Origin of the sequence: Amycolatopsis sp. cg13, from assembly GCF_041346965.1 — a bacterium.
Taxonomy (GTDB): Bacteria; Actinomycetota; Actinomycetes; order Mycobacteriales; family Pseudonocardiaceae; genus Amycolatopsis.
On record NZ_CP166848.1, the window covers coordinates 3862754 to 3882855 of the forward strand.

Sequence of the window (20102 nt, forward strand, 5' to 3'; positions counted from 1 at the left end):
GCACGGTCTCGGGCACACCTCCTTCTTGCCCGTGCGTTCCCGTGGTCCACTCACCGGACGAGGCGCGGATCGTCCCGCCTCGATGCGGAGGTTCAGCCCTCCATCAGCACCCTCCCCACCGCGGCCAGCACGGGTTCCAGCGCGGCGACTTCCGTGCCGACGCATTCCGTGATGCCCGCACCGACGACGTCCATTCCGGAAAGTCCGTCGATTGCTTCGGCCAATTCGGCGATCGTGAGCCCGCCGGGCTCCGGATAATTCACTCCGGGGAACTCTTCGGGATCAAGAATGTCCAAATCCACATGCAGATAAACGCGGTCGGCTCCCGCCGCGTTGAGCGCTCCGGCGACGTCGTCGGAGCGCACAACGAGACCGCCGGCAATGGCTTCCTCTTCCGCGGAATCGAGCGAACGGGTGCCGAACAGCACCGCCCGGCCTCGTTCGAGCGCCGGGCTCGCGGCGAAATCCTTGTCGCCCTCGCCGAACAGCGACCGCAGCACCATGCCGTGATACGCGCCCGACGGCGAAGAATCCGCCGTGTTCAAGTCCGCGTGCGCGTCGAACCACGCGACGCCAAGCGTTGCTCCGTAACGGAAACGCGCGACGCCGACCGGGACCAGCTCAACGCCGCAGTCGCCGCCGATCGTGAGCACCGGGCCTTCCGGCGCTTCGAGCGCAGCAAGCTGCAATTGCCGGTTCGTGCCCGTGAGCACGGCCCGGTTGGCTATCCCGGTCACGACGTCGGATGTCGCCGCGTCCTGGCGCACGTGGTGCACCGGTTTGCCGAGCACGTGCCCGGCCAGTTCGGAAAGTGCCCGGCAGCCCTCGATCAGCCCCCTTGCCCCGGGGCTGAGCGCGCCCTGCCATTGCGGCACCGCGTTGATCAGCATGCATCGACGCTAGCGCGAACACCCCGGAAAAGGCGAGCCGCAAATGGCGCGAGGGGTCCCCTCGCTCCGTTTTGGAGCGAGGGGACCCCTCGTGCGGCAAAAAGTGGCGCGAGAGCGGGTTATTCGAGCACGATGAGAAGGTCTCCGCCCTCGACCTGCTGAACGGAGGTGATTGCCAGCCGACCGACTTTGCCCGCCGCCGAAGCGGTGATCGACGCTTCCATCTTCATGGCCTCGATCGTCGCCACGGTCGCTCCGGCCGCCACCTGGTCGCCCTCGGCCACCTGCAGCGTCACCACGCCCGCGAACGGCGCGGCGATCTGCTTCGGGTTGCCCTTCTCGGCCTTTTCGGTGGCCGGGATGTCCGAGGCGATCGAACGGTCGCGGATCTGGATCGGCCGCAGCTGGCCGTTGAGCGTGGACATGACAGTCCGCATGCCGCGTTCGTCGGCCTCGCCGATGGCTTCCAGCTCGATGAGCAGCCGGACGCCGGGTTCGAGGTCCACCGAGTACTCCTCGCCCGGGCGCAGACCGTAGAAGAAGTCCTTGCTCGGGAGCACACTGGTGTCGCCGTACGCGTCGCGGTGCGCGAGGAATTCCTTGGTGGGCCCGGGGAACAGCAGCCGGTTCAGCGCGCCGCGGCGGTTGTCGGCGAGTTCCTTGTGGTCCTCTTCGGACAGTTCGGCGACCGGTTTGGCCGCCGAACGGCCTTCGAGCGCCTTGGTGCGGAACGGTTCCGGCCAGCCGCCGGGCGGGTCGCCCAGTTCGCCGCGCAGGAACCCGATCACCGAGTCGGGGATGTCGAACTTGTTCGGCTCCGCCTCGAAGTCCGCCGGGGAAACGCCGGCGCCGACGAGGTGCAGCGCGAGGTCGCCGACCACCTTGGACGAAGGCGTCACCTTCACGAGGTGCCCGAGGATCTTGTCCGCCGCGGCGTACATGGCCTCGATGTCCTCGAACCGGTCGCCGAGGCCCAGCGCGATCGCCTGCGTGCGCAGGTTGGAAAGCTGACCGCCGGGGATTTCGTGGTCGTAAACGCGACCGGTGGGCGACGCGAGACCAGCCTCGAACGGGGCGTAGATCTTGCGGACACTCTCCCAGTACGGCTCCAGGTCGCCGATCGCGTGCAGGTCGAGACCGGTGCTGCGGTCGGAGTGGTCGGTCGCCGCGACGATCGAGCCGAGCGACGGCTGCGACGTGGTGCCCGCCATCGATGACACCGCGCCGTCCACGGCGTCGGCACCAGCCTGGATGGCGGCCAGGTAGGTGGCGAGCTGGCCGCCGGCGGTGTCGTGCGTGTGGATGTGCACCGGAAGGTCGAATTCCTTGCGCAGCGCGGTCACCAGGCGAGCCGCGGCGGGCGCGCGGAGCAGGCCGGCCATGTCCTTGATGGCGAGGACGTGCGCCCCGGCTCCGACGATCTGCTCGGCGAGCTTGAGGTAGTAGTCGAGCGTGTAGAGCTTTTCGTTCGGATCGGACAGATCGGAGGTGTAGCAGAGCGCGACCTCGGCGACCGCCGTGCCGGTGGCGCGAACGGCTTCGATGGCCGGCCGCATCTGCTCGACGTCGTTGAGCGCGTCGAAGATGCGGAAGATGTCGATGCCGGTCGCGGTGGCCTCTTCGACGAAAGCCGTGGTGACCTCGGTCGGGTAAGGCGTGTAGCCCACGGTGTTGCGGCCGCGGAGAAGCATCTGCAGACAGATGTTCGGCACGGCCTTGCGCAGCCGCTCCAGCCGTTCCCACGGGTCCTCGGCGAGGAAGCGCAGCGCGACGTCGTAGGTCGCGCCGCCCCAGCACTCCAGGGACAGCAGCTGCGGCACGGTAGCGGCGACAACCGGGGCGACGGCGAGCAGATCCTTCGTCCGGACGCGCGTCGCGAGGAGCGACTGGTGGGCGTCGCGGAAGGTGGTGTCGGTGACGCCGAGCTGCGGCGTTTCCCGCAGCCAGCGCGCGAATCCCTCCGGGCCGAGTTCGGTCAGCCGCTGCTTGGAGCCGTCCTGAGGAGTGAGATCCGCGGGCAGTTTCGGCAGCTTCGCCGCGGCCTCGGGCGTGCGCGGACGCTCGCCGTTCGGACGGTTCACCGTCTGGTCGGCGAGGTAGGTGAGCAGGCGCGTGCCGCGGTCGGCGGAGTGCCGCGCGGTCAGCAGATGCGGCCGTTCCTCGATGAACGACGTGGTGACGTTGCCCTCGCGGAAGTCCGGATCGTCCAGCACCGCTTGGAGGAACGGGATGTTCGTCGCCACTCCGCGGATACGGAACTCGGCGACCGCGCGGCGGGCGCGGCCGACCGCGGTGCGGAAATCGCGGCCGCGGCAGGTGAGTTTCACCAGCAGCGAGTCGAAGTGGGCGCTGATCTCGGTGCCGGAGAACGCGGTTCCGCCGTCGAGGCGGATGCCCGAACCGCCCGGCGAGCGGTAGGCGCTGATCATGCCGATGTCCGGGCGGAAACCGTTGGCCGGGTCCTCGGTCGTGATGCGGCACTGGAGCGCGGCGCCGCGCAGGTAGATCTTGTCCTGCGACAGGCCGAGGTCGTCGAGGGTTTCCCCGGAAGCGATCCGCAGCTGGGACTGCACGAGGTCGACGTCGGTGACCTCTTCGGTGACCGTGTGCTCGACCTGGATGCGCGGGTTCATCTCGATGAACACGTGCTTGCCCTGGCGGTCCAGCAGGAATTCGACGGTGCCCGCGTTGCGGTAGCCGATCTGCCGGGCGAATTTCACGGCGTCGGCGCAGATGCGGTCGCGCAGTTCGGGGTCGAGGTTCGGCGCGGGGGCCAGCTCGACGACCTTCTGGTGGCGACGCTGCACGGAACAGTCGCGCTCGAAGAGGTGGATCACGTTGCCCGCGCCGTCGGCGAGGATCTGGACCTCGATGTGCCGAGGTTCGACCACGGCCTTCTCCAGGAACACGGTCGGGTCGCCGAACGCGGATTCGGCCTCGCGCGCGGCGGCCTCGATCGACTCGCGCAGCAAAGCCGGGTCCTCGACGCGGCGCATGCCTCGGCCGCCGCCGCCGGCGACCGCCTTGACGAACACCGGGAAGCCGAGTTCGTCGGCCGCCGCGACCAGTTCGTCGACGTTGCTGGACGGCTGCGACGAACCGAGCACCGGCACCCCGGCCTCGCGCGCCGCCTTGACCGCGCGCGCCTTGTTGCCGGTCAGTTCGAGGATGTCGGCGCTCGGGCCGACGAAGGTGATCCCCGCTTCTTCGCAGGCCCTGGCCAGGTCGGGGTTCTCCGACAGGAAGCCATAGCCCGGATAGACCGCGTCCGCCCCCGCCTTCTTGGCGGCCTTGACGATCTCCTCGACCGAGAGGTACGCGCGGACCGGATGGCCCGGTTCGCCGATCTCGTAGGCCTCGTCGGCCTTCAGCCGGTGCAGAGAGTTGCGGTCTTCGTGCGGAAACACAGCCACTGTGCCCGCGCCCAGTTCGTAGCCTGCGCGGAACGCCCGGATCGCGATTTCGCCGCGATTGGCCACCAGCACTTTGCGGAACATGCCCGGTCCTTCCCTTTTCGGATCGGTATCGAAGGCACGTTACCCGGTTCGTCCCGCGGTGCGGGAGCCGTAGTCCAGGTGATGGACATCATGCACGCCGACCTGCATGCATGATGCTGGCCGAGCCGTCGTCCCGCAACCGTCAGGGCGTTCCCGCAGGCAGTGTGCACAAGAGCCGATTCGCGGTTCCGGAGGGCGCATTCTTGACCACGTTCTGCGTTGCGTCCTGCACAATTGCTTCGCTGACCGCATTGGGCGCGGCATCCGGGTGCGAAGACCGGTAAAGGGCCACAGCGCCGGCGGTCACCGCAGCCGCCATCGAGGTACCGGACAGAGTCCCGACGTCGGCGGTTCCGGCGATCGGCGCGGGGATGTCGACGCCTGGTGCGTACAGGTCGAGTGACGTGCCGAAGTTCGAGAAGGGCGCGACCTGGTCCTGGACGTCAGTCGCACCCACGGTGAGTGCTTCTGGCACTCGGGCAGGCGAGGTTTGGCTGGCGTCGGTGCTGCCCTCCCCTGCCGGAACCACGATCGGCATCCTCGCGGCGACGCCCTTGACTGCGTTGTCGAGCTGCTCGTTCGGCACCCCGCCGATGCCCAGCACCGCGACCGCTGGTTGGTGTGCGTTCTGGGCTACCCAGTTCAGCCCAGCGATAATCGTGTCGGTTGCGCCGCCGCCTGCCTTGTCGAGTACACGGACCGGGAAGATCTGCGCGCCCTTCGCGACGCCGTAGCTGTGGCCCGCAACGATTCCCGCGACTCGCGTACCGTGGCCGTTGGTGTCCGACGTGTCCGTGCCGGTGGTGAGGAAATCCTTGCCTGGCAGGACCCGGCCCTGCAGATCCGGGTGTTTGGCGTCGACGCCGCTGTCGATCACGTAAACGGTGACGCCGGAACCGTCCGAGTCGTAGTGGTACTTCTGATCGAGGCCGGTTCGCTGGTCGATCCGGTCGAGCGCCCAACTCGGCGGATTGGCCTGAGTCCCGCTCGCCGCCAGTGCCGTCGGTTGCACACCGGCGACCAGCAGGAATGTCAGTGTTGCCGAAAAAAGGCCACGAGCCGCTCGGTTCCGCATGCCTGCGGTCGTATCCCGGTCGCCATCCAGCGGCAACTCGACGTCACACGATGGGCTGGTCCCGGTCCAGCACCCGCCCGCGCCGACGCACCGACAAGTAAAAGACAAGGGGGACGACGAACGGAAGCTGTCGATGTTTCGCCGCTACGGGGCGAACTGCTGTCCGACCGACACGTTTCGCCGCTGAGTGGCCAACGGTTGGCCGGTCGAGAGCTTTTGCCGCTAGCCGGCCAACCGTTGGCAGACCGACAGCTACGTCGCCGCCGGGACGTGCGCGCTCACCGACATCGTCGGCAAGTAGACCAGCGCGTCGAAGGCCTGCACGACGTCGACCTTCGTGAACATGTGCGCGTGCCGCATGCTCGACGATCCGGTCAGGCCTCGCGCTCGGTCTTGCCGCAAATCGACCACGCACGGATCCGCGCCGGCCAATGCCGCTTCGACACTGCCCTCGACGGGTGGCTCCAACTTCTGTTCGTATACCCGGAAGCCGAGACGCTCGCCCTCGTCCGGTTCGAGGCCAGTGGTCGTGCCAGTGCCCGCGGTCAGGCCGAGGGCGAAATAGTCGTCGCCGAATTCCTCGGCGAGGTGTGTGCCTGCGGAAGGGAACGTCATGGTCGGCAAAGCCGCGAACGGCACTCGCTGCAGATGTCCGTTGTGGACCATCACCACGATTTTCTCGCCTTCGCCGTGTAGCTGGCGAAGGAGCTTCACCGTGGCGGCCATGTACGTGTCGCGAGATGACCCCTGGAGCGACGGTGCCGTTCCCGCCATCATGGCGCTCAACTCGCGCAAGTACGCGTCGACGCGAAGCGCGCCGATCGCGTGGTGTTCGGCAATCGCGTACCTCGCCGGCTCGCTCCGTTGCCGATAAACTGGCGACAGGGAACGAAGGTGCGCTACGAGAGTCGTCAACGCGGCCGTCGCGGCGTCCCGGTCCGCGGTGGCCATTGCCGCATAACGGCCAGGCGCGACCGCGCTGCTGACCGCCGAGTACAGCTCGGACGCGGTGATCGCGGCGTCGACCAGCGGCAGCACCTCCGGATCGACGTCCTCCACGAAGCTGCGGACAATCTGCAACGCTGGTTGCGGCGAACCGGCCGAACTGGGCAGGTCGAGTCCGGAGAAGCGGACGCCGCCGTGGTTGCGCATCCAGGTCAGCATTTCGTGCACTTCGGCCGACTCGCCGAGAGAGAAGGTGAATCCCTCTCGCCCGATATCGGCGACGTCGCCGGGACCACCGCTCAGCCACCGCTGGACCAGGTCGCCCTCGGCGAATCCCGATTCGAACCCGAGCACCGTGAACCCGTGGTCCTCGACGAGCCGGCGGAGCAGCCGGGCGCGGAGTTCGCCGAACTCGCGGATGTGGTGGTTGTTCTCGCCGATCGCGACGATGCGCGCGCCGCCGATCAGGTCGGTGATCGAGGCGACGTCGCCGTCCAGCGGCGAACGGGTGCTCAGCGGTGTCATACTGAGGACACTAATGCAACAGGGGTAGCGATTGACAACCGAGTTACCGGGGACCAGCCGGCCCGGCGGGCGTACGGAACGCACGCGCGTCGCCGTTTTGCGGGCGACGCTCGATCTGCTGGCGGAGGTCGGGTTCACCGAACTGACGGTCGAGACTGTCGCCGAACGGTCGGGCGTGCACAAGACGACGGTTTATCGGCGATGGGAATCGCGCGAAGGACTGGTCGCGGCGGCATTGCGGTTCGGCACTGCTGAACCCTGGAGCCCGGCGGACACCGGTTCGTTTGTCGCCGATTTGCGGCAACTGGCGTTGGACGTGGTGCGCGCGTTGACCTCTCCGGGGCAACGCGAGCTGCCGACGGCCGCGGTGCTGGCGGCATTCCACTCGGAGCGGGCGGCTGAGGCGTTGCGCGAGTTCTACCAGGACCGGCATGCCCGAGCCGCGGTGATCGTGGAGCGGGCGGTGGCGCGCGGGGAGGTGCCGGCTGATACCGATCCGGACGAGGTGACTCGGACGGTGTGCGGACCGGTGTTCTACCGGTTGTTCGTGTCGCGGGAACCGGTGTCGGAGAAAACGGCCGAGGTCGCGGCGGAGGCGGGGGCCGCGGCGGCTCGGGCGGGGGTGCTGAGCAGGCGGTTGCCCGGGAATGGCGACCGTAGTTGATTCCCGGCTGGAGTGGGGGGGCTTGTTGCCGGGAAATGGCGACGGGCGGAGCGGGGTTCGTAGGCGAGCGGGGTTGGTAAGCGAGCTGGCTTGGCATTCGCCGCGCGACGGCGGCTGGAACATGGCCTGGGCTGTCTGCCAGCGGCCGGTGCAAGCGGTCGCCGGTGGGCGGTGCCGGTGGGCGGCGCCGGCGTGGCAGCAATTTGGTGACGGCGAGAAGCTACCGGGCGAGCAAGGAACGCGACGCTGTGCTCACCATCAACGAGCCGCCGCTCAACCTCTATACGAGCGAGCAGTAGCGAGAACGAGCCCAGTAGCGAGAACGAGCCGAAGCACCGAAGCACCGAAGCACCGAAGCACCGAAGCACCGAAGCACCGAAGCACCGAAGCACCGAAGCACCGAAGCACCGAAGCACCGAAGCACCGAAGCACCGAAGCACCGAAGCACCGAAGCACCGAAGCACCGAAGCACCGAAGCACCGAAGCACCGAAGCACCGAAGCACCGAAGCACCGAAGCACCGAAGCACCGAAGCACCGAAGCACCGAAGCACCGAAGCACCGAAGCACCGAAGCACCGAAGCACCGAAGCACCGAAGCACCGAAGCACCGAAGCACCGAAGCACCGAAGCACCGAAGCACCGAAGCACCGAAGCCTAATCCCCCAACAGCAGCCGGTACCGGACCTCCTCCAAGGTCACCGCACCGTCGGACATCGTCTCTACCTTGGCTTTTCCGTCCGTGACCCAACCGGCCCGTTCATAGAACTTCCGGGCCCGGGTGTTGGTCGACAACACCCACAGCGTCGCCGTCTCGAACTGGGTCGACAGGGTTCGTACGCACTCCTCGTGCAGCGCTCGCCCCATTCCCTGGCCCCACTCTGACGGCAGGAGGTAGATCGACGACAGTTCGCCCGTCCGCGGAGTGGCGTCCTCGTCGCGGCTAGGGCCGAAGACCGCGAAACCGGTGATCGTCTCGGAAGTGGCTGCCGCCAGGACGGTGTGTCGCCGGGAGGTGTCCGCCAGGTTCGAAGCCCAGAACTGTTCCCGCGCCTCGATGGACAGGCCGGACAGGAACTCGTCGGGCAGCAGGCCCGCGTAGGCCGCTTGCCAGGAGCCTACGTGGACCGCCGCTATGCCGGGGGCGTCATCCGGGGTCGCGGGACGGATCACGAGTTCGGGCACCATTCCTCCAGTGGCTCGGCGACGAATCAACCGCCGGCAGTTCAGCACACCAGCACGCGGGGGCGCATGCGGTTTACCGAAGTGGCCACAAAGGACAGTCGTCGGCGCGGAGACGGGCAAAGGCGGGAAAAGCGACCGGGTTCCGAGGGCCGGGACATCAGTCGGGACATCAGCGGCGGGCGGGTGCGAGCAGGCGAGTGTGTTCGGGCAAGGGTTCCGGGAGTTCAGGCACCACAGCGGCTTTGCGGCGGCACCGCGCGGACCCAGCCGATAACCTCGGCGGACCGGCGGAGCAGGCTCCGCTCCTTCGTCCTGCTCGTGCGCACCAGGAAATGGGACAACCGATGACCAACCCGTTGATCGCCCCGGTGAAGGAAACCTCGGCGATGGCCGGGGTTCCGTTGCTGGAGGACGCGACGGGGCTCAAGGAAGCGATCGAGAGCAAGAACTGGGCGGCCGTCGCGATCGGCGCGGTCGGGACCGCGATCGACGTGCTCACCGCGGTGATGGATCCGTTCGGCGCGATCTTCGCCGCCGGGGTCGGCTGGCTGATGGAGCATGTCGGGCCGCTCAAGGAGGCGCTCGACGCGCTCACCGGCAACGCCGACGAGATCAAAGCGCAGGCCGAGACCTGGACGAATGTCGCCAAGGAACTCGAGGGCGTCTCGGCGGAGCTGACCCAGCTGGTCAACAAGGATCTGCAGGACTGGCACGGCGAAGCGGCCGATTCGTACCGGAAGAAAGCGGACGACACCTCGGCGTTGATCGCCAGTGCGCAGAAGGGTTCCGAGGGCGCGGCCAGCGGGGTCAAGACCGCGGGCGAGATCGTGGCGGCCGTCCGGTCGCTGGTGCGGGACACGATCGCGGATCTGGTGGGACACCTGATCTCGTGGGCGTTGCAGGTGCTGTTCACCGCCGGGATCGGGATGGCCTGGGTGGTGCCGCAGGTCGTGTCGGCGGTGGCGAAAACCGCTTCCAAGATCACGCAGGTCACGACGAGGCTCGTCAAGGCGCTCAAGGCGCTGATCCCGTTGCTGAAGAAGGCCGGGACGCTGTTCGGGGACGCCGGCAAGGCGTTGAAGGGCCTCAAGGGCGGCAAATCGGCCCCGACGCACACGCCCAAGGACATCAACGTCAAATCCGGGGGCGGCACCAGGTCCCACCCCGGCGGAGACGACAGCACGCACACCTCCGGCGCGGAAGGCGGCGGGCACCACGGCGACACCGGGAACACCCACAAGAGCGCCAGCCCGGACGGCGGCGGCAACCACGGCGGCGAACATCCGGGCGGCGGCCAGGACGGCCGCACGTCCGCGTCGGCCAGTTCGCCGTCCGGCAAGCCGAGGGGCGCCGGCGACACCTCCCGGTCGCTGGACAACCAGGGCGAGAATTCGCGCACCCTCGGCAACATCTGCACCACCGGCGACCCGATCGACGTCGCGAGCGGCCAGATGGTGCTGACCGAGACCGACGCGACCTTCCTCAGCTCGCTGCCGATGGTCTTCGAGCGGTCGCACTTCTCGTCGTTCCGCGCGGGCGGCTGGCTCGGCTCCGCCTGGGTGTCCACATTGGACGAACGGGTCGAGGTGTACCGCGACCAGGTGTGGTTCGCCGGTTCGGACGGGCTCGTCCAGGTCTTCCCCCGGCCGGTCGGCGACCAGTGGGTCGCGGCCGAGCACGGGCCCGCGCGGTATCTTGCCGAGGAACCGGGCGGCGGATTCGTCCTCGAGGACCGCGAACGCGAGCGGGTCCTGACCTTCGAACGCGGCACCGGCACGGTCCGGCCGATCCGGTCGATCAGCAGCCGCGGCAAGGAGCACATCCACTTCCTGCGCGACCGGCACGGCACGCCGACCGCGATCCGGCACAGCGGCGGCCAGATCATCCGGATCACCGCCGAAAACGGGCTCGTGACCGGGCTGTCCACCGTCACCGGGGACGGAACCGAGGTGCCGCTGGTCCGCTACGGCTACACGAACGGCGAGCTGACCGAGATCACGAACGAATCCGGTCTCCCGTTCCGCTACGCCTACGACGCCATGGGCCGGATCGTCGAGTGGACCGACCGCAACGGCGAGTGGTACCGCTTCCACTACGACCGCGAGGGCCGGGTCGTGCGCACCGAAGGCTCCGGCAACTGCCTCACCGTCACCATGGAATACGACGACCGGGTCACTCACGTCGTCGACTCGCTGGGCCGCCGCAGCGCCTTCCACCTGAACGAAACCGGCCGGGTCGTGCGCGAGATCGACCCGGCGGGCGCGACGCGCGCCTACGAATGGGACGAGCTGGACCGGCTGGTCCGCGAAACCGACGAACTGGGCAGGCAGCGGGCCTACCGCTACGACGAGATGCACAACCTCGTCGCCCTCCAGCGTCCGGACGGCTCGGAACTGACCATCGAGCGCAACGACTTCGGCCAGGCGGTCCGCATGGTCGAGGCGCCGGGCGTCGAAACCCGGTGGGAATACGACGAACGCGGCAATCTGACCCGCGTCGTGGAACCGGGCGGCGGGGCCACCGACTACACCTACGACGAGTGGGGGCACGTCGCGTCGGTCCGCGACCCGAACGGCTTGACGCTGACTGTGGTGTCCGACGACTCCGGAAACCCGATCACGATCACCGACTCCCGCGGCGTGACGACTGCCTACAGCTACGACTGTTTCGGCAGGCTCGCCACAGTTGTCGATCCGAACGGCGCGACCGAGGAATTCGGCTACACCGTCGACGGCGCGCTCGCCTGGCACCGGCGGCCGGACGGTTCGCTCGAGGAATGGCGCTACGACGGCGAAGGCAACAACCGCCTGCACGCCGACGCCTCCTCGGCGATCACCCAGCAGGAGGTGACCCACTTCGACCTGGTCGCGGCCGAGATCCGGCCGGACGGCACCCGGCTCGAATACGCCTACGACACCGAACTGCGGCTCACCGCGGTGACCAACGAGCAGGGCCAGGTCTGGCGCTACGAATACGACCTGGCGGGCAACCTCGCCCGCGAGACCGATTTCGGCGGGGCTTCCTCCGTTTACGGCTACAACGCCGCCGGGGAACTGACCGAAATCCGCAACGAAGAAGGCGAGGTCGTCACCCTGCGCCGCGACGTCCGCGGCAACATCGTCGAAGAGATCGTGGAAGGGCCCTCCGGGACTTTGCGCACCCGCTTCGAGTACGACGTCCTCGGCGAGCTCATCGCCCTCGACGACGGGACGACCCGCGTCGAGTACACCAGGGACGCGGCGAGCCGGATCGTCGGCGAAACGGTCAACGGCCGGACCGTCCGCTCCGAATTCGACGCCTCGGGCAACCAGATCCGGCGGCAGACGCCATCCGGAGCGGAAAGCGCCTGGGAATACAACGAAGCCGGTGTCCCGGCCGCGATGCGCGCCGCGGGGCGCACCACCCGGTTCGAGTACGACCGGGCCGGCCGCGAAACCCTCCGCACGTTCGGGCAGGGCGCGGCGATCGCCCGCGGCTGGAACCCGGCGGGACGGCTCGCCAGGCAAGCGGTGCGGTCGGCGACCGGCGAACTGGGCCAGGACCGGCAGTACCACTACCGGCCCGACGGCCTGCCCGCCCGGATCGACGACGGGTCGGCCGGATCGCGCTGGCTCGCCATGGACGTCCGCGGCCGGGTGATCTCGGTGCGCGCCAAGGGATGGAACGAGCAGTACGCCTACGACCCGACCGGACGGCTCGTCGACGCCGACTGGCCCGCGCCCGAGGAAGAGGACCGGCGCGGCAGGCGGTCCGGACCCGCGTCGGTGATCACCGAGGCCGGCGGCGCCCGCTACGCCTACGACCAGGCCGGCCGGATGCGCACCCGCCGGCACGAGGACGGGCGGACCTGGACCTACGCCTGGGGTCCGCTGAACCGGCTCGCCGCGGTCGAGGTCCCGGACGGCACGACGTGGCGCTACACCTACGACCCGCTGGGCCGCCGGATCCGCAAGGAACACTTCGCCGCCGACGGGACGACTTCGCTCGAACGCATCGACTTCGCGTGGGACGGCGAAACCCTGGCCGAGGCGACCCGTTCCGGTCCCGGCACCGCCGAAACCACGGTGTGGGACTACGAACCGGGCACCTTCGTGCCGTTGCTGCAGCGCCGGCGCACCGGTTCCGCGGACCGCGCCGGCCAGGACCGGATCGACGAGCAGTTCTTCGCCATCGTGGCCGAACCGTCCGGCACGCCGACCGAACTGATCGACGACCGCGGCGAAATCGCCTGGCAGGCCCGCAGCAGCCTGTTCGGCGTCGTGGTCGACGAGTCCGGCGGCGAGGGGACGCCGCTGCGGTTCCAGGGCCAGTATTTCGACGAGGAAACCGGGCTGCACTACAACTTCCACCGGTACTACGACCCGGTGCTCGCCCGGTACCTCAGCCCGGACCCGCTCGGGCTCGGCGGCGGACTGGACCCGCACGCCTACGTCAGCAACCCGCACGTCTCGGTCGACCCGCTCGGCCTCGTCGGGGGCTCCTGCGGCAAACCCCGGGGCTTCGGCGACGGGCACGGCTCCGGCGGCTCCCAGCGCGGCCGCGGCCGCACCCGCTCGCCCAGCCCCGGCCCGAACGGGGAGCGGCGGATGCGTTCCCCCGGCGGACGGGTCTACCAGGAGGGGCCGCCCACCATCGCGGCGGGCGCGCGCAGGCGCGAGCACTACGGCTACAAGAACCTGTCGCACCAGCACTCCAAGATGCGGCCGCTGTTCGAGCGGAACGCGGTTTCGCCGCCGCCGAAGTTCCGCAAGCGCGGCGACGACACGAAGTGGTACATGGACCCGAAGCGGCGCTACCAGACGCACGACTACCTGGGCAATCCCACCGGCATCGTCCGGGGCCACAGCAATGTCGTGATGGGCCACAACCCGTCCGCCGGAACCCACTTCAACCAGACGGGCATCCACCAGACGCCCGACCAGAACTTCGCGCACAACTCCGACGTCCGGATCTTCAAGCACCTCGAACCGAAGAAAGCCTCCGCCGCGAGCGGATCCCAGGAACCCAGGTTCGACGCCCCGACCCCGAAGCGCGGCAACCGGGTCTACTGGGACCCGAACCACCCCGGCTACGTCGGCAACCCGGACGCCGACTGGAACCTGGTGAAACCTAAGCCGAGCAGGCCCTCCGGCGGATACGGCGGCGGGTCCAGCTCCGGCGGCGGGTACAGCGGCAGCTACGGCAGCGGCGGGCATAGCAGCGGCGGGTATAGCAGCCACAGCGGCGGGTACGGCTCCGGCGGCTACAGCAGCCACAGCGGCGGATACAGCGGCAGCTACGGCGGCGGTTCGAGCAGCCACGGCGGAGGGTACAGCGGCGGATACAGCGGCGGCGGCAGCCACGGCGGCGGATACAGCGGTAGTTACGGCAGCGGCGGATACAGCGGTAGTTACGGCAGCGGCGGATACAGCGGTGGGTACAGCGGCGGCGGCAGTTACGGCGGCGGCCACAGCAGCAGCGGCAGGAACCACGGCTACGACTCCGACGACGACATCTACGACGCCTGACGCCTGACGCCTGACGCCTGACGCCTGACGCCGCAAAACCCCAGCGGCCACTCAGCAAGAAAGGCGTGGCCCGGCAACCCCCGGGCCACGCCTCCCGCCAAAGCCACCCCAGCCGACCGACGCGTGGCTCAGCTCTTCTCGAGGTACTCCGCGCGTTCCAGGTCCACCACGTCGGCCACCATCTGCGCCAGCCCCGGCAGCGAGGCCAGTTCCGGATCGGCCGTCACGATCTCCTGAGCCTGCTCCCGCGCCTCGGTGATCACGTCCTCGTCGCGCAGCAGCGACAACAGCTTCAGCCCAGACCGCTTGCCCGACTGCGCCGCGCCGAGAATGTCGCCTTCCCGGCGCAGTTCCAAGTCCAACCGGGACAGTTCGAAACCGTCCGTTGTGGACTCGACGGCGGCCAGCCGTTCGCGGGTGGAAGTTCCGTCCAGGGTTTCCGTGACCAGCAAGCACAATCCGGGAACGCTCCCCCGCCCGACGCGGCCGCGCAGCTGGTGCAGCTGGCTCACGCCGAAGCGGTCGGCGTCGAGGATGACCATCGCCGTCGCGTTGGGGACGTTCACGCCGACCTCGACCACGGTCGTCGCGACCAGGACCTCGACCTTCCCCGCGCCGAACGCCTGCATGACGGCGTCCTTCTCGTCCGTCGGCATCCGGCCGTGCAGGGCGGCGATCTTCAAGCCCTTCAACGCGCCGTTGGCGAGATCCGGCGCGACGTCCAGCACCGCGAGCGGCGGCCGTTTGTCGCTCTTGTCCGACGGCGGCTCGTCGCCGATCCGCGGGCACACGACGTACGCCTGATGTCCCTTGCCGACTTCCTCGCTGACCCGCTGCCACACCCGGTCGAACCACGCGGGCTTCTCCGCGACCGGCACGACCGTCGTCTTGATCGGCGAGCGGCCGACCGGCATTTCGCGCAGGGCCGAGATTTCCAGGTCGCCGTAGACGGTCATGGCGACCGTGCGCGGGATCGGCGTCGCGGTCATGACCAGCACGTGCGGGCTCGTCGAATCGGCGCCGCGCGAGCGCAACGCGTCCCGTTGCTCGACACCGAAGCGGTGCTGTTCGTCCACCACCACGAGCCCGAGGTCGGCGAACTGCACGGTGTCCTGGATCAGCGCGTGCGTGCCGACGACGATGCCCGCCTCGCCGCTTACCGTCTCCAGCAACGCTTTCTTGCGTTCCTTCGCGCCCATCGACCCGGTGAGCAGCGTGATCCGGGTGGCGTTCTCGGCCGCGCCAAGCTCGCCCGCCATGCCGATGTCGCCGAGCATTTCGCGCAGCGAACGCGCGTGCTGCGCGGCCAAGACCTCGGTAGGCGCGAGCATCGCCGCCTGCCGTCCGGAGTCGACGGCCTGCAGCATCGCCCGCAGCGCGACCACCGTCTTGCCGGAACCGACTTCGCCCTGCAACAACCGGTTCATCGGGTGCTCGGACGCCATGTCGGCGGCGATCTCGTCGCCGATCGCTCGCTGGCCCGCGGTGAGGTCGAAGGGCAGCCGCTTGTCGAACGCGTCGAGAAGCCCGCCGTCGATGTGCGGGCTCGCCTTAGCCGGACGTGACACCGCGGAATGCCGTCGCTGGGCGAAAATCAGCTGCACGGCCATCGCTTCGTCCCACTTGAGCCGGTGCCGTGACGACTCCAGGTGCGCCCAGTCCTCCGGCCGGTGGATGCCGCGCAGCGCCCGCTCGAGGCCGGGCAGCCCGTGCCGCTTGAGCAGTTCGTCGGGCATCGGGTCCTCGCCGACCTCCAGCACGTCCAGCACCTGCCGCACGCATTTGGCGATCGACCAGGTCGGCATGCCTTGCGCCGCCGGGTAAACCGGGATGATCTCGGCGAGGAAGTTGTCGACCGCCTCGGCCTCGCGTTCGGCGTCGAGCAGCTCGTACTCCGGGTTGGCCAGCTGCAGCGTGTCCCGGAACGCGGTGACCTTGCCCGCGAACAGCCCGGTCTTGCCCGGCGCCAGGTCCTTCTCGCGCCACGCCTGGTTGAAGAACGCGCACGCGAGCCGCCGCTTGCCGTCGGTGATCACCATGTCGAGAATGGTGCCGTTGCGGGATTTCATCCGGCGCTTGCTGATCTTCTCGATCCGCGCCAGCACGGTCGCGTGCTCGCCGAGCTCCAGCCCGGCGATGTCGGTCAGCTCGCCGCGTTCGGCATAGCGGCGCGGATAGTGGCGCAGCAGATCGGAAACCGTCTCGATGTCCAGAGCGGTCGAGAGCGCTTTCGCCGTTTTCGCGCCCAGCAGCAGCGGGAGCTTGTCGCGAAGCCCGGCCATGATTATTCGACCCCCATCAGCAGCACAGCGTCGCTTTGACCGCCGGCGTAACTCGTCAACTCCACCTCAGGGTGCTCCAGCCGCAGTTGCTCGGCGAGCTCCGCGGCCACCCTCGGCGGTGCGTCCGCCCCGCTCAGGACGGTGACCAGCTCGCCGCCGAGCGCCAGCATCCGGTTGAGCACGCTGACCGCGGCCGCGACGAGATTCGTCGCCGACGCCGGGGCGGGTTCGATCAGCACCACCTCGTCGTCGACCAGACCGATCACGTCGCCGGACTGGGCCCGGCCCACCCAGGTTAGCGACTCTTCGCGGGCGATCCGCAGCTCGCCACGCCTGGTCGCGCCCGCCGCCTCGGCCATCGCGACGACGTCGTCGTTGACCCGGCGCTCGCCGTCGTGCACCGCGAGCGCCGCCAGCACCTGCACCGGCGACGAGCACGGGATCACCACGACGTCGCGTTCGCCCGCCATCGGATGCCCGGCGGCGGTGTCGGCGGCCGCGGTGAGGTCCGGCCCGCCCGGCAGCACGCTCAGGTGCTGCCCGGCGGCCTCGTTGAAGAGCCCGATCATGTCCTCGACGCTGGGCAGCTCGCCGTCCGGCACTGCCAGCACGGCGACGCCCTCGGCCCGCAGCAGCTCGGCGAGCCCGCCGCCGCGCACCACCGCGACCACCGACCGGTCGATCCCGCCGCCCGGTTCGATCGGCGTCGGCGTGTTCAGCGGCTCGACCCGGATCTTCCGCGGCCTGCCCAGCTGCAGCCCGGCTTCGATGGCCGCGCCGATGTCCGCGCAATGGACGTGCACCGCGTGGCTGCCCGAACCGTCGCCGGCCACCGTGACACTGTCGCCGAACCCGCTCAGTTCCTTCCGCAACGCCGGCAGCCGGGCCTCGTCGACCTCGTCCAGCAAGTACATGACCTCCCACGCGTACGGCACCTGCTCCGGCAGCGAAGCGACCGCCCGCAGGTCGTGCCCGGGTTCCTCGGTTTCGCCGGTGATCACGCCGGCCAGCGCGTCGAGGACCGCGACCAGCCCGCGGCCCCCGGCGTCGACGACCCCGGCCTTGGCCAGCGCGGGCAACTGCTTGGGCGTCTCCTCCAGCGCCGCCGCGGCCACGGCTACGACCTCGTGCGCGACCTCGGGCAGCATCCGCGTCGTCCCTCGGACGGAGGCGGCCACGGCGTGCAGGACAGTCAGCATCGTCCCGGCGACCGGCCTGCTGACCGCGCCCGTGGCGACCTGGTCCGCATGCCCGAGCGCGGCAGCGAGACCGGCGCCGTCGAGGTCTCCGCCGTCCGCCGCCCAGTCGGCGATCCCGCGTACGACCTGGGACAGGATCACGCCCGAGTTGCCCCGCGCGTGCGCGACAGCCCCGCGTGCCAGGACAGCCAGCGCCTCGGCGACATCGGCCGGTTCCGCGCTGGTGAGCGCCTCGTGCGCGCCGGTCATCGTGTACAGCAGGTTGGAGCCGGTATCGGAGTCCGCGACCGGGTAGACGTTGATGCCGTCGATGGCCGTGCGCAGCCTGTCCAAGCTGCGCACAGAAGCCGCCGCCCAGCCCGACACCGCCGCCGCGTCCAGCACCCGCACCCCGTAACCTCCTAGCCGGTCCCCGCGAGGGTAACGACCCCGCGGCAAGGGCCCCGAGACCACTCGTTACTATGGTCGAGTTGCCTGGCAAGTTCAGGCGCGCATTCTTTGTCCCATATCCAGAGGAGTTCGACGTGGCTGCCGTGTGCGACGTCTGTGGCAAGGGACCCGGCTTCGGCAAGTCGGTCTCGCACTCCCACCGGCGTACCAACCGCCGGTGGAACCCGAACATCCAGGTTGTGCACGCGAAGGTCGGCGTGTCCCAGCGCAAGCGCCTGAACGCCTGCACCTCGTGCATCAAGGCCGGCAAGGTCGTGCGAGGCTGATTTCAGCAGCTTTGGGAAAGGGGCGAGTGCTTCGGCACTCGCCCCTTTTTCGTCACCTCAGGAAGTCCGCCAGAACCTTCCGCAGGGACTCCGGCGCGTTCAGTACTCCGTGATCCTGCCCCGGGATCTCCTCGTACCGCCCGTGCGCGACGGCAGCCGCGACAGCCTTGGCGGACGACGTCATCCACGCCTCCCCCGCGCCGCCCGACAGCGACAGCACCGGCACCGTGATCGCGGCCAGCCGATCGGTCGGCAGGTGGTTGCCGCGGCCGCAGACGGTCAAGTCGTAGGGCAGCGTGTGCGCCAGGCCGACGAACCAGCCCCACACCGGCGCGGACTTCATCGAGTCCACGATCTCCGCAGGAGTCCCGGTGCCCTCGACCAGGAACAGCTCGACCGCGCCGTCCCGGTCACCGTCCGCGAGCGCGGCACTCACCCGGTCGACCAGGTCTTCGGCGGGGCGCGGGCGGTCGTCGCCGATGAACGGCGGTTCGTACACCGCGACCTTCGTGATCGGCAGGCCGCGCGCCGCCGCTTCCAGGGCCAGGATCGCGCCGGACGAGTGGCCGAACACCGCGGCCGACCCGCCGACGGCCTCGATCAGCACCTCGAGGTCGTCGATCTCGCGCTCGACCGCGTAGACCGGGGCGTCGCCGCTGTCGCCGCGGCCTCTCCGGTCGTAGGCGATCGCGGTGAATCCCGCGTCGGCGAGCACCGCCGCCAGTGCGGCGACGGTCGTCCGGTCGTTCACCGCGCCGCCGACCAGCAGCACCGGCGAACCCGAGCCGTAGGTGTCGAAGGCGATCGGGGTGCCGTCGGCGGACGTGACGGTGGCGGTCATGGCGTTCCTCCAGGAGTTTCAGTCGCTGCTTACCCTGGTGGTCGGAACCGGACGCCGGAACTGGACACGCCGCGTCAGGGAAGTTTCCAGTCGAGCGGTTGCGCGCCCTGCTGGGTCAGCAGCTGGTTCGCCCGGCTGAACGGACGCGACCCGAAGAAGCCGTTGCGCGCCGAGAGCGGGCTCGGGTGCGCCGATTCGATGCAGGGCACGTCGCCGAGCATCGGCCGCAGGTTCCGCGCGTTGCGGCCCCACAGGATCGCCACCAGCGGTCCGCCGCGCGCGGCGAGCGCCTTGATCGCCTGCTCGGTGACCTGTTCCCAGCCCTTGCCCTGGTGCGAGTTGGACTTGTGCGGCTGCACGGTGAGCGACCGGTTCAGCAGCAGCACGCCCTGCTCCGCCCACGGGGTCAGGTCGCCGTTCGAGGGCGTCGGATGGCCCAGGTCCTCGCAGTACTCCTGGTAGATGTTGATCAGGCTCTTCGGGATCGGCCGCACGTCCGGGGCCACCGAGAAGCTCAGGCCGACCGCGTGCCCGGGCGTCGGGTACGGGTCCTGTCCGACGATCAGCACCCGGACGTCGTCGAACGGCTGCTTGAACGCGCGCAGCACGTGCTCGCCCGCGGGAAGATAGGTGCGGCCCGCGGCGATCTCGGCGCGGAGGAATTCCCCCATCGCGGCTACCTGCGGGGCCACTGGTTCAAGGGCCTTCGCCCAGCCGGCTTCGACGATTTCGTCCAGCGGTCGTCCAGTCACGGCCCGCGAGCCTAGCGGCACGTGCCC

The 20102-nt window shown here is 69.3% G+C and carries 12 protein-coding genes; 3 read left to right on the plus strand and 9 right to left on the minus strand.

The genetic code is table 11. The annotated features are described in order from the left end of the window. Positions 1–92 precede the first annotated feature (92 nt). The 4 genes from AB5I40_RS17630 to AB5I40_RS17645 all read right to left on the minus strand — a co-directional run bounded on the left by AB5I40_RS17630 (position 93) and on the right by AB5I40_RS17645 (position 6932). Complete coding sequence (locus AB5I40_RS17630; protein ID WP_370939599.1) at positions 93–890, minus strand: arginase family protein; 798 nt, start codon at positions 888–890, stop codon at positions 93–95. Between the two features lie 119 nt (positions 891–1009). Next, positions 1010–4387 carry a pyruvate carboxylase gene (locus AB5I40_RS17635; RefSeq protein WP_370939600.1) on the minus strand — a complete coding sequence of 1126 codons (3378 nt, stop codon included), beginning with the start codon at positions 4385–4387 and terminating at the stop codon, positions 1010–1012. A gap of 142 nt (positions 4388–4529) precedes the next feature. Then, positions 4530–5462, minus strand: coding sequence for a S8 family peptidase (locus AB5I40_RS17640; RefSeq protein ID WP_370939601.1), 933 nt, complete (start codon positions 5460–5462; stop codon positions 4530–4532). A 252-nt stretch (positions 5463–5714) separates the two neighbouring features. Next, positions 5715–6932, minus strand: a complete 1218-nt coding sequence (locus tag AB5I40_RS17645; protein WP_370939602.1) for an erythromycin esterase family protein — start codon at positions 6930–6932, stop codon at positions 5715–5717. Between the two features lie 31 nt (positions 6933–6963). Between AB5I40_RS17645 and AB5I40_RS17650 the strand changes: the two genes are divergently transcribed. After that, positions 6964–7596, plus strand: coding sequence for a TetR/AcrR family transcriptional regulator (locus AB5I40_RS17650; RefSeq protein WP_370939603.1), 633 nt, complete (start codon positions 6964–6966; stop codon positions 7594–7596). Positions 7597–8250: 654 nt separating this feature from the next. On the opposite strand, the gene AB5I40_RS17655 is transcribed toward AB5I40_RS17650, so the two are convergent. After that, positions 8251–8778 (minus strand): N-acetyltransferase family protein, encoded by a 528-nt coding sequence (locus tag AB5I40_RS17655; RefSeq protein ID WP_370939604.1) that lies wholly within the window; start codon positions 8776–8778, stop codon positions 8251–8253. 344 nt (positions 8779–9122) lie between these two features. Between AB5I40_RS17655 and AB5I40_RS17660 the strand changes: the two genes are divergently transcribed. Further along, complete coding sequence (locus AB5I40_RS17660; protein ID WP_370939605.1) at positions 9123–14285, plus strand: RHS repeat-associated core domain-containing protein; 5163 nt, start codon at positions 9123–9125, stop codon at positions 14283–14285. Positions 14286–14413: 128 nt separating this feature from the next. On the opposite strand, the gene recG is transcribed toward AB5I40_RS17660, so the two are convergent. Then, positions 14414–16567 carry an ATP-dependent DNA helicase RecG gene (recG, locus tag AB5I40_RS17665; RefSeq protein ID WP_370939606.1) on the minus strand — a complete coding sequence of 718 codons (2154 nt, stop codon included), beginning with the start codon at positions 16565–16567 and terminating at the stop codon, positions 14414–14416. A gap of 2 nt (positions 16568–16569) precedes the next feature. Then, positions 16570–18156 carry a DAK2 domain-containing protein gene (locus AB5I40_RS17670; RefSeq protein WP_370939607.1) on the minus strand — a complete coding sequence of 529 codons (1587 nt, stop codon included), beginning with the start codon at positions 18154–18156 and terminating at the stop codon, positions 16570–16572. Positions 18157–18290: 134 nt separating this feature from the next. Between AB5I40_RS17670 and rpmB the strand changes: the two genes are divergently transcribed. Beyond that, positions 18291–18482, plus strand: coding sequence for a 50S ribosomal protein L28 (rpmB, locus tag AB5I40_RS17675; protein ID WP_009074135.1), 192 nt, complete (start codon positions 18291–18293; stop codon positions 18480–18482). Positions 18483–18534: 52 nt separating this feature from the next. Here the strand turns inward: rpmB and AB5I40_RS17680 are convergent, their stop codons facing one another. Both AB5I40_RS17680 and AB5I40_RS17685 read right to left on the minus strand, forming a co-directional pair. Further along, the gene (locus AB5I40_RS17680; protein ID WP_370939608.1) at positions 18535–19323 is read right to left on the minus strand and encodes an alpha/beta fold hydrolase; all 789 of its coding nucleotides are present in this window, start codon (positions 19321–19323) and stop codon (positions 18535–18537) included. A gap of 74 nt (positions 19324–19397) precedes the next feature. Further along, positions 19398–20075, minus strand: a complete 678-nt coding sequence (locus AB5I40_RS17685; RefSeq protein WP_370939609.1) for a uracil-DNA glycosylase — start codon at positions 20073–20075, stop codon at positions 19398–19400. Positions 20076–20102 lie beyond the last annotated feature (27 nt).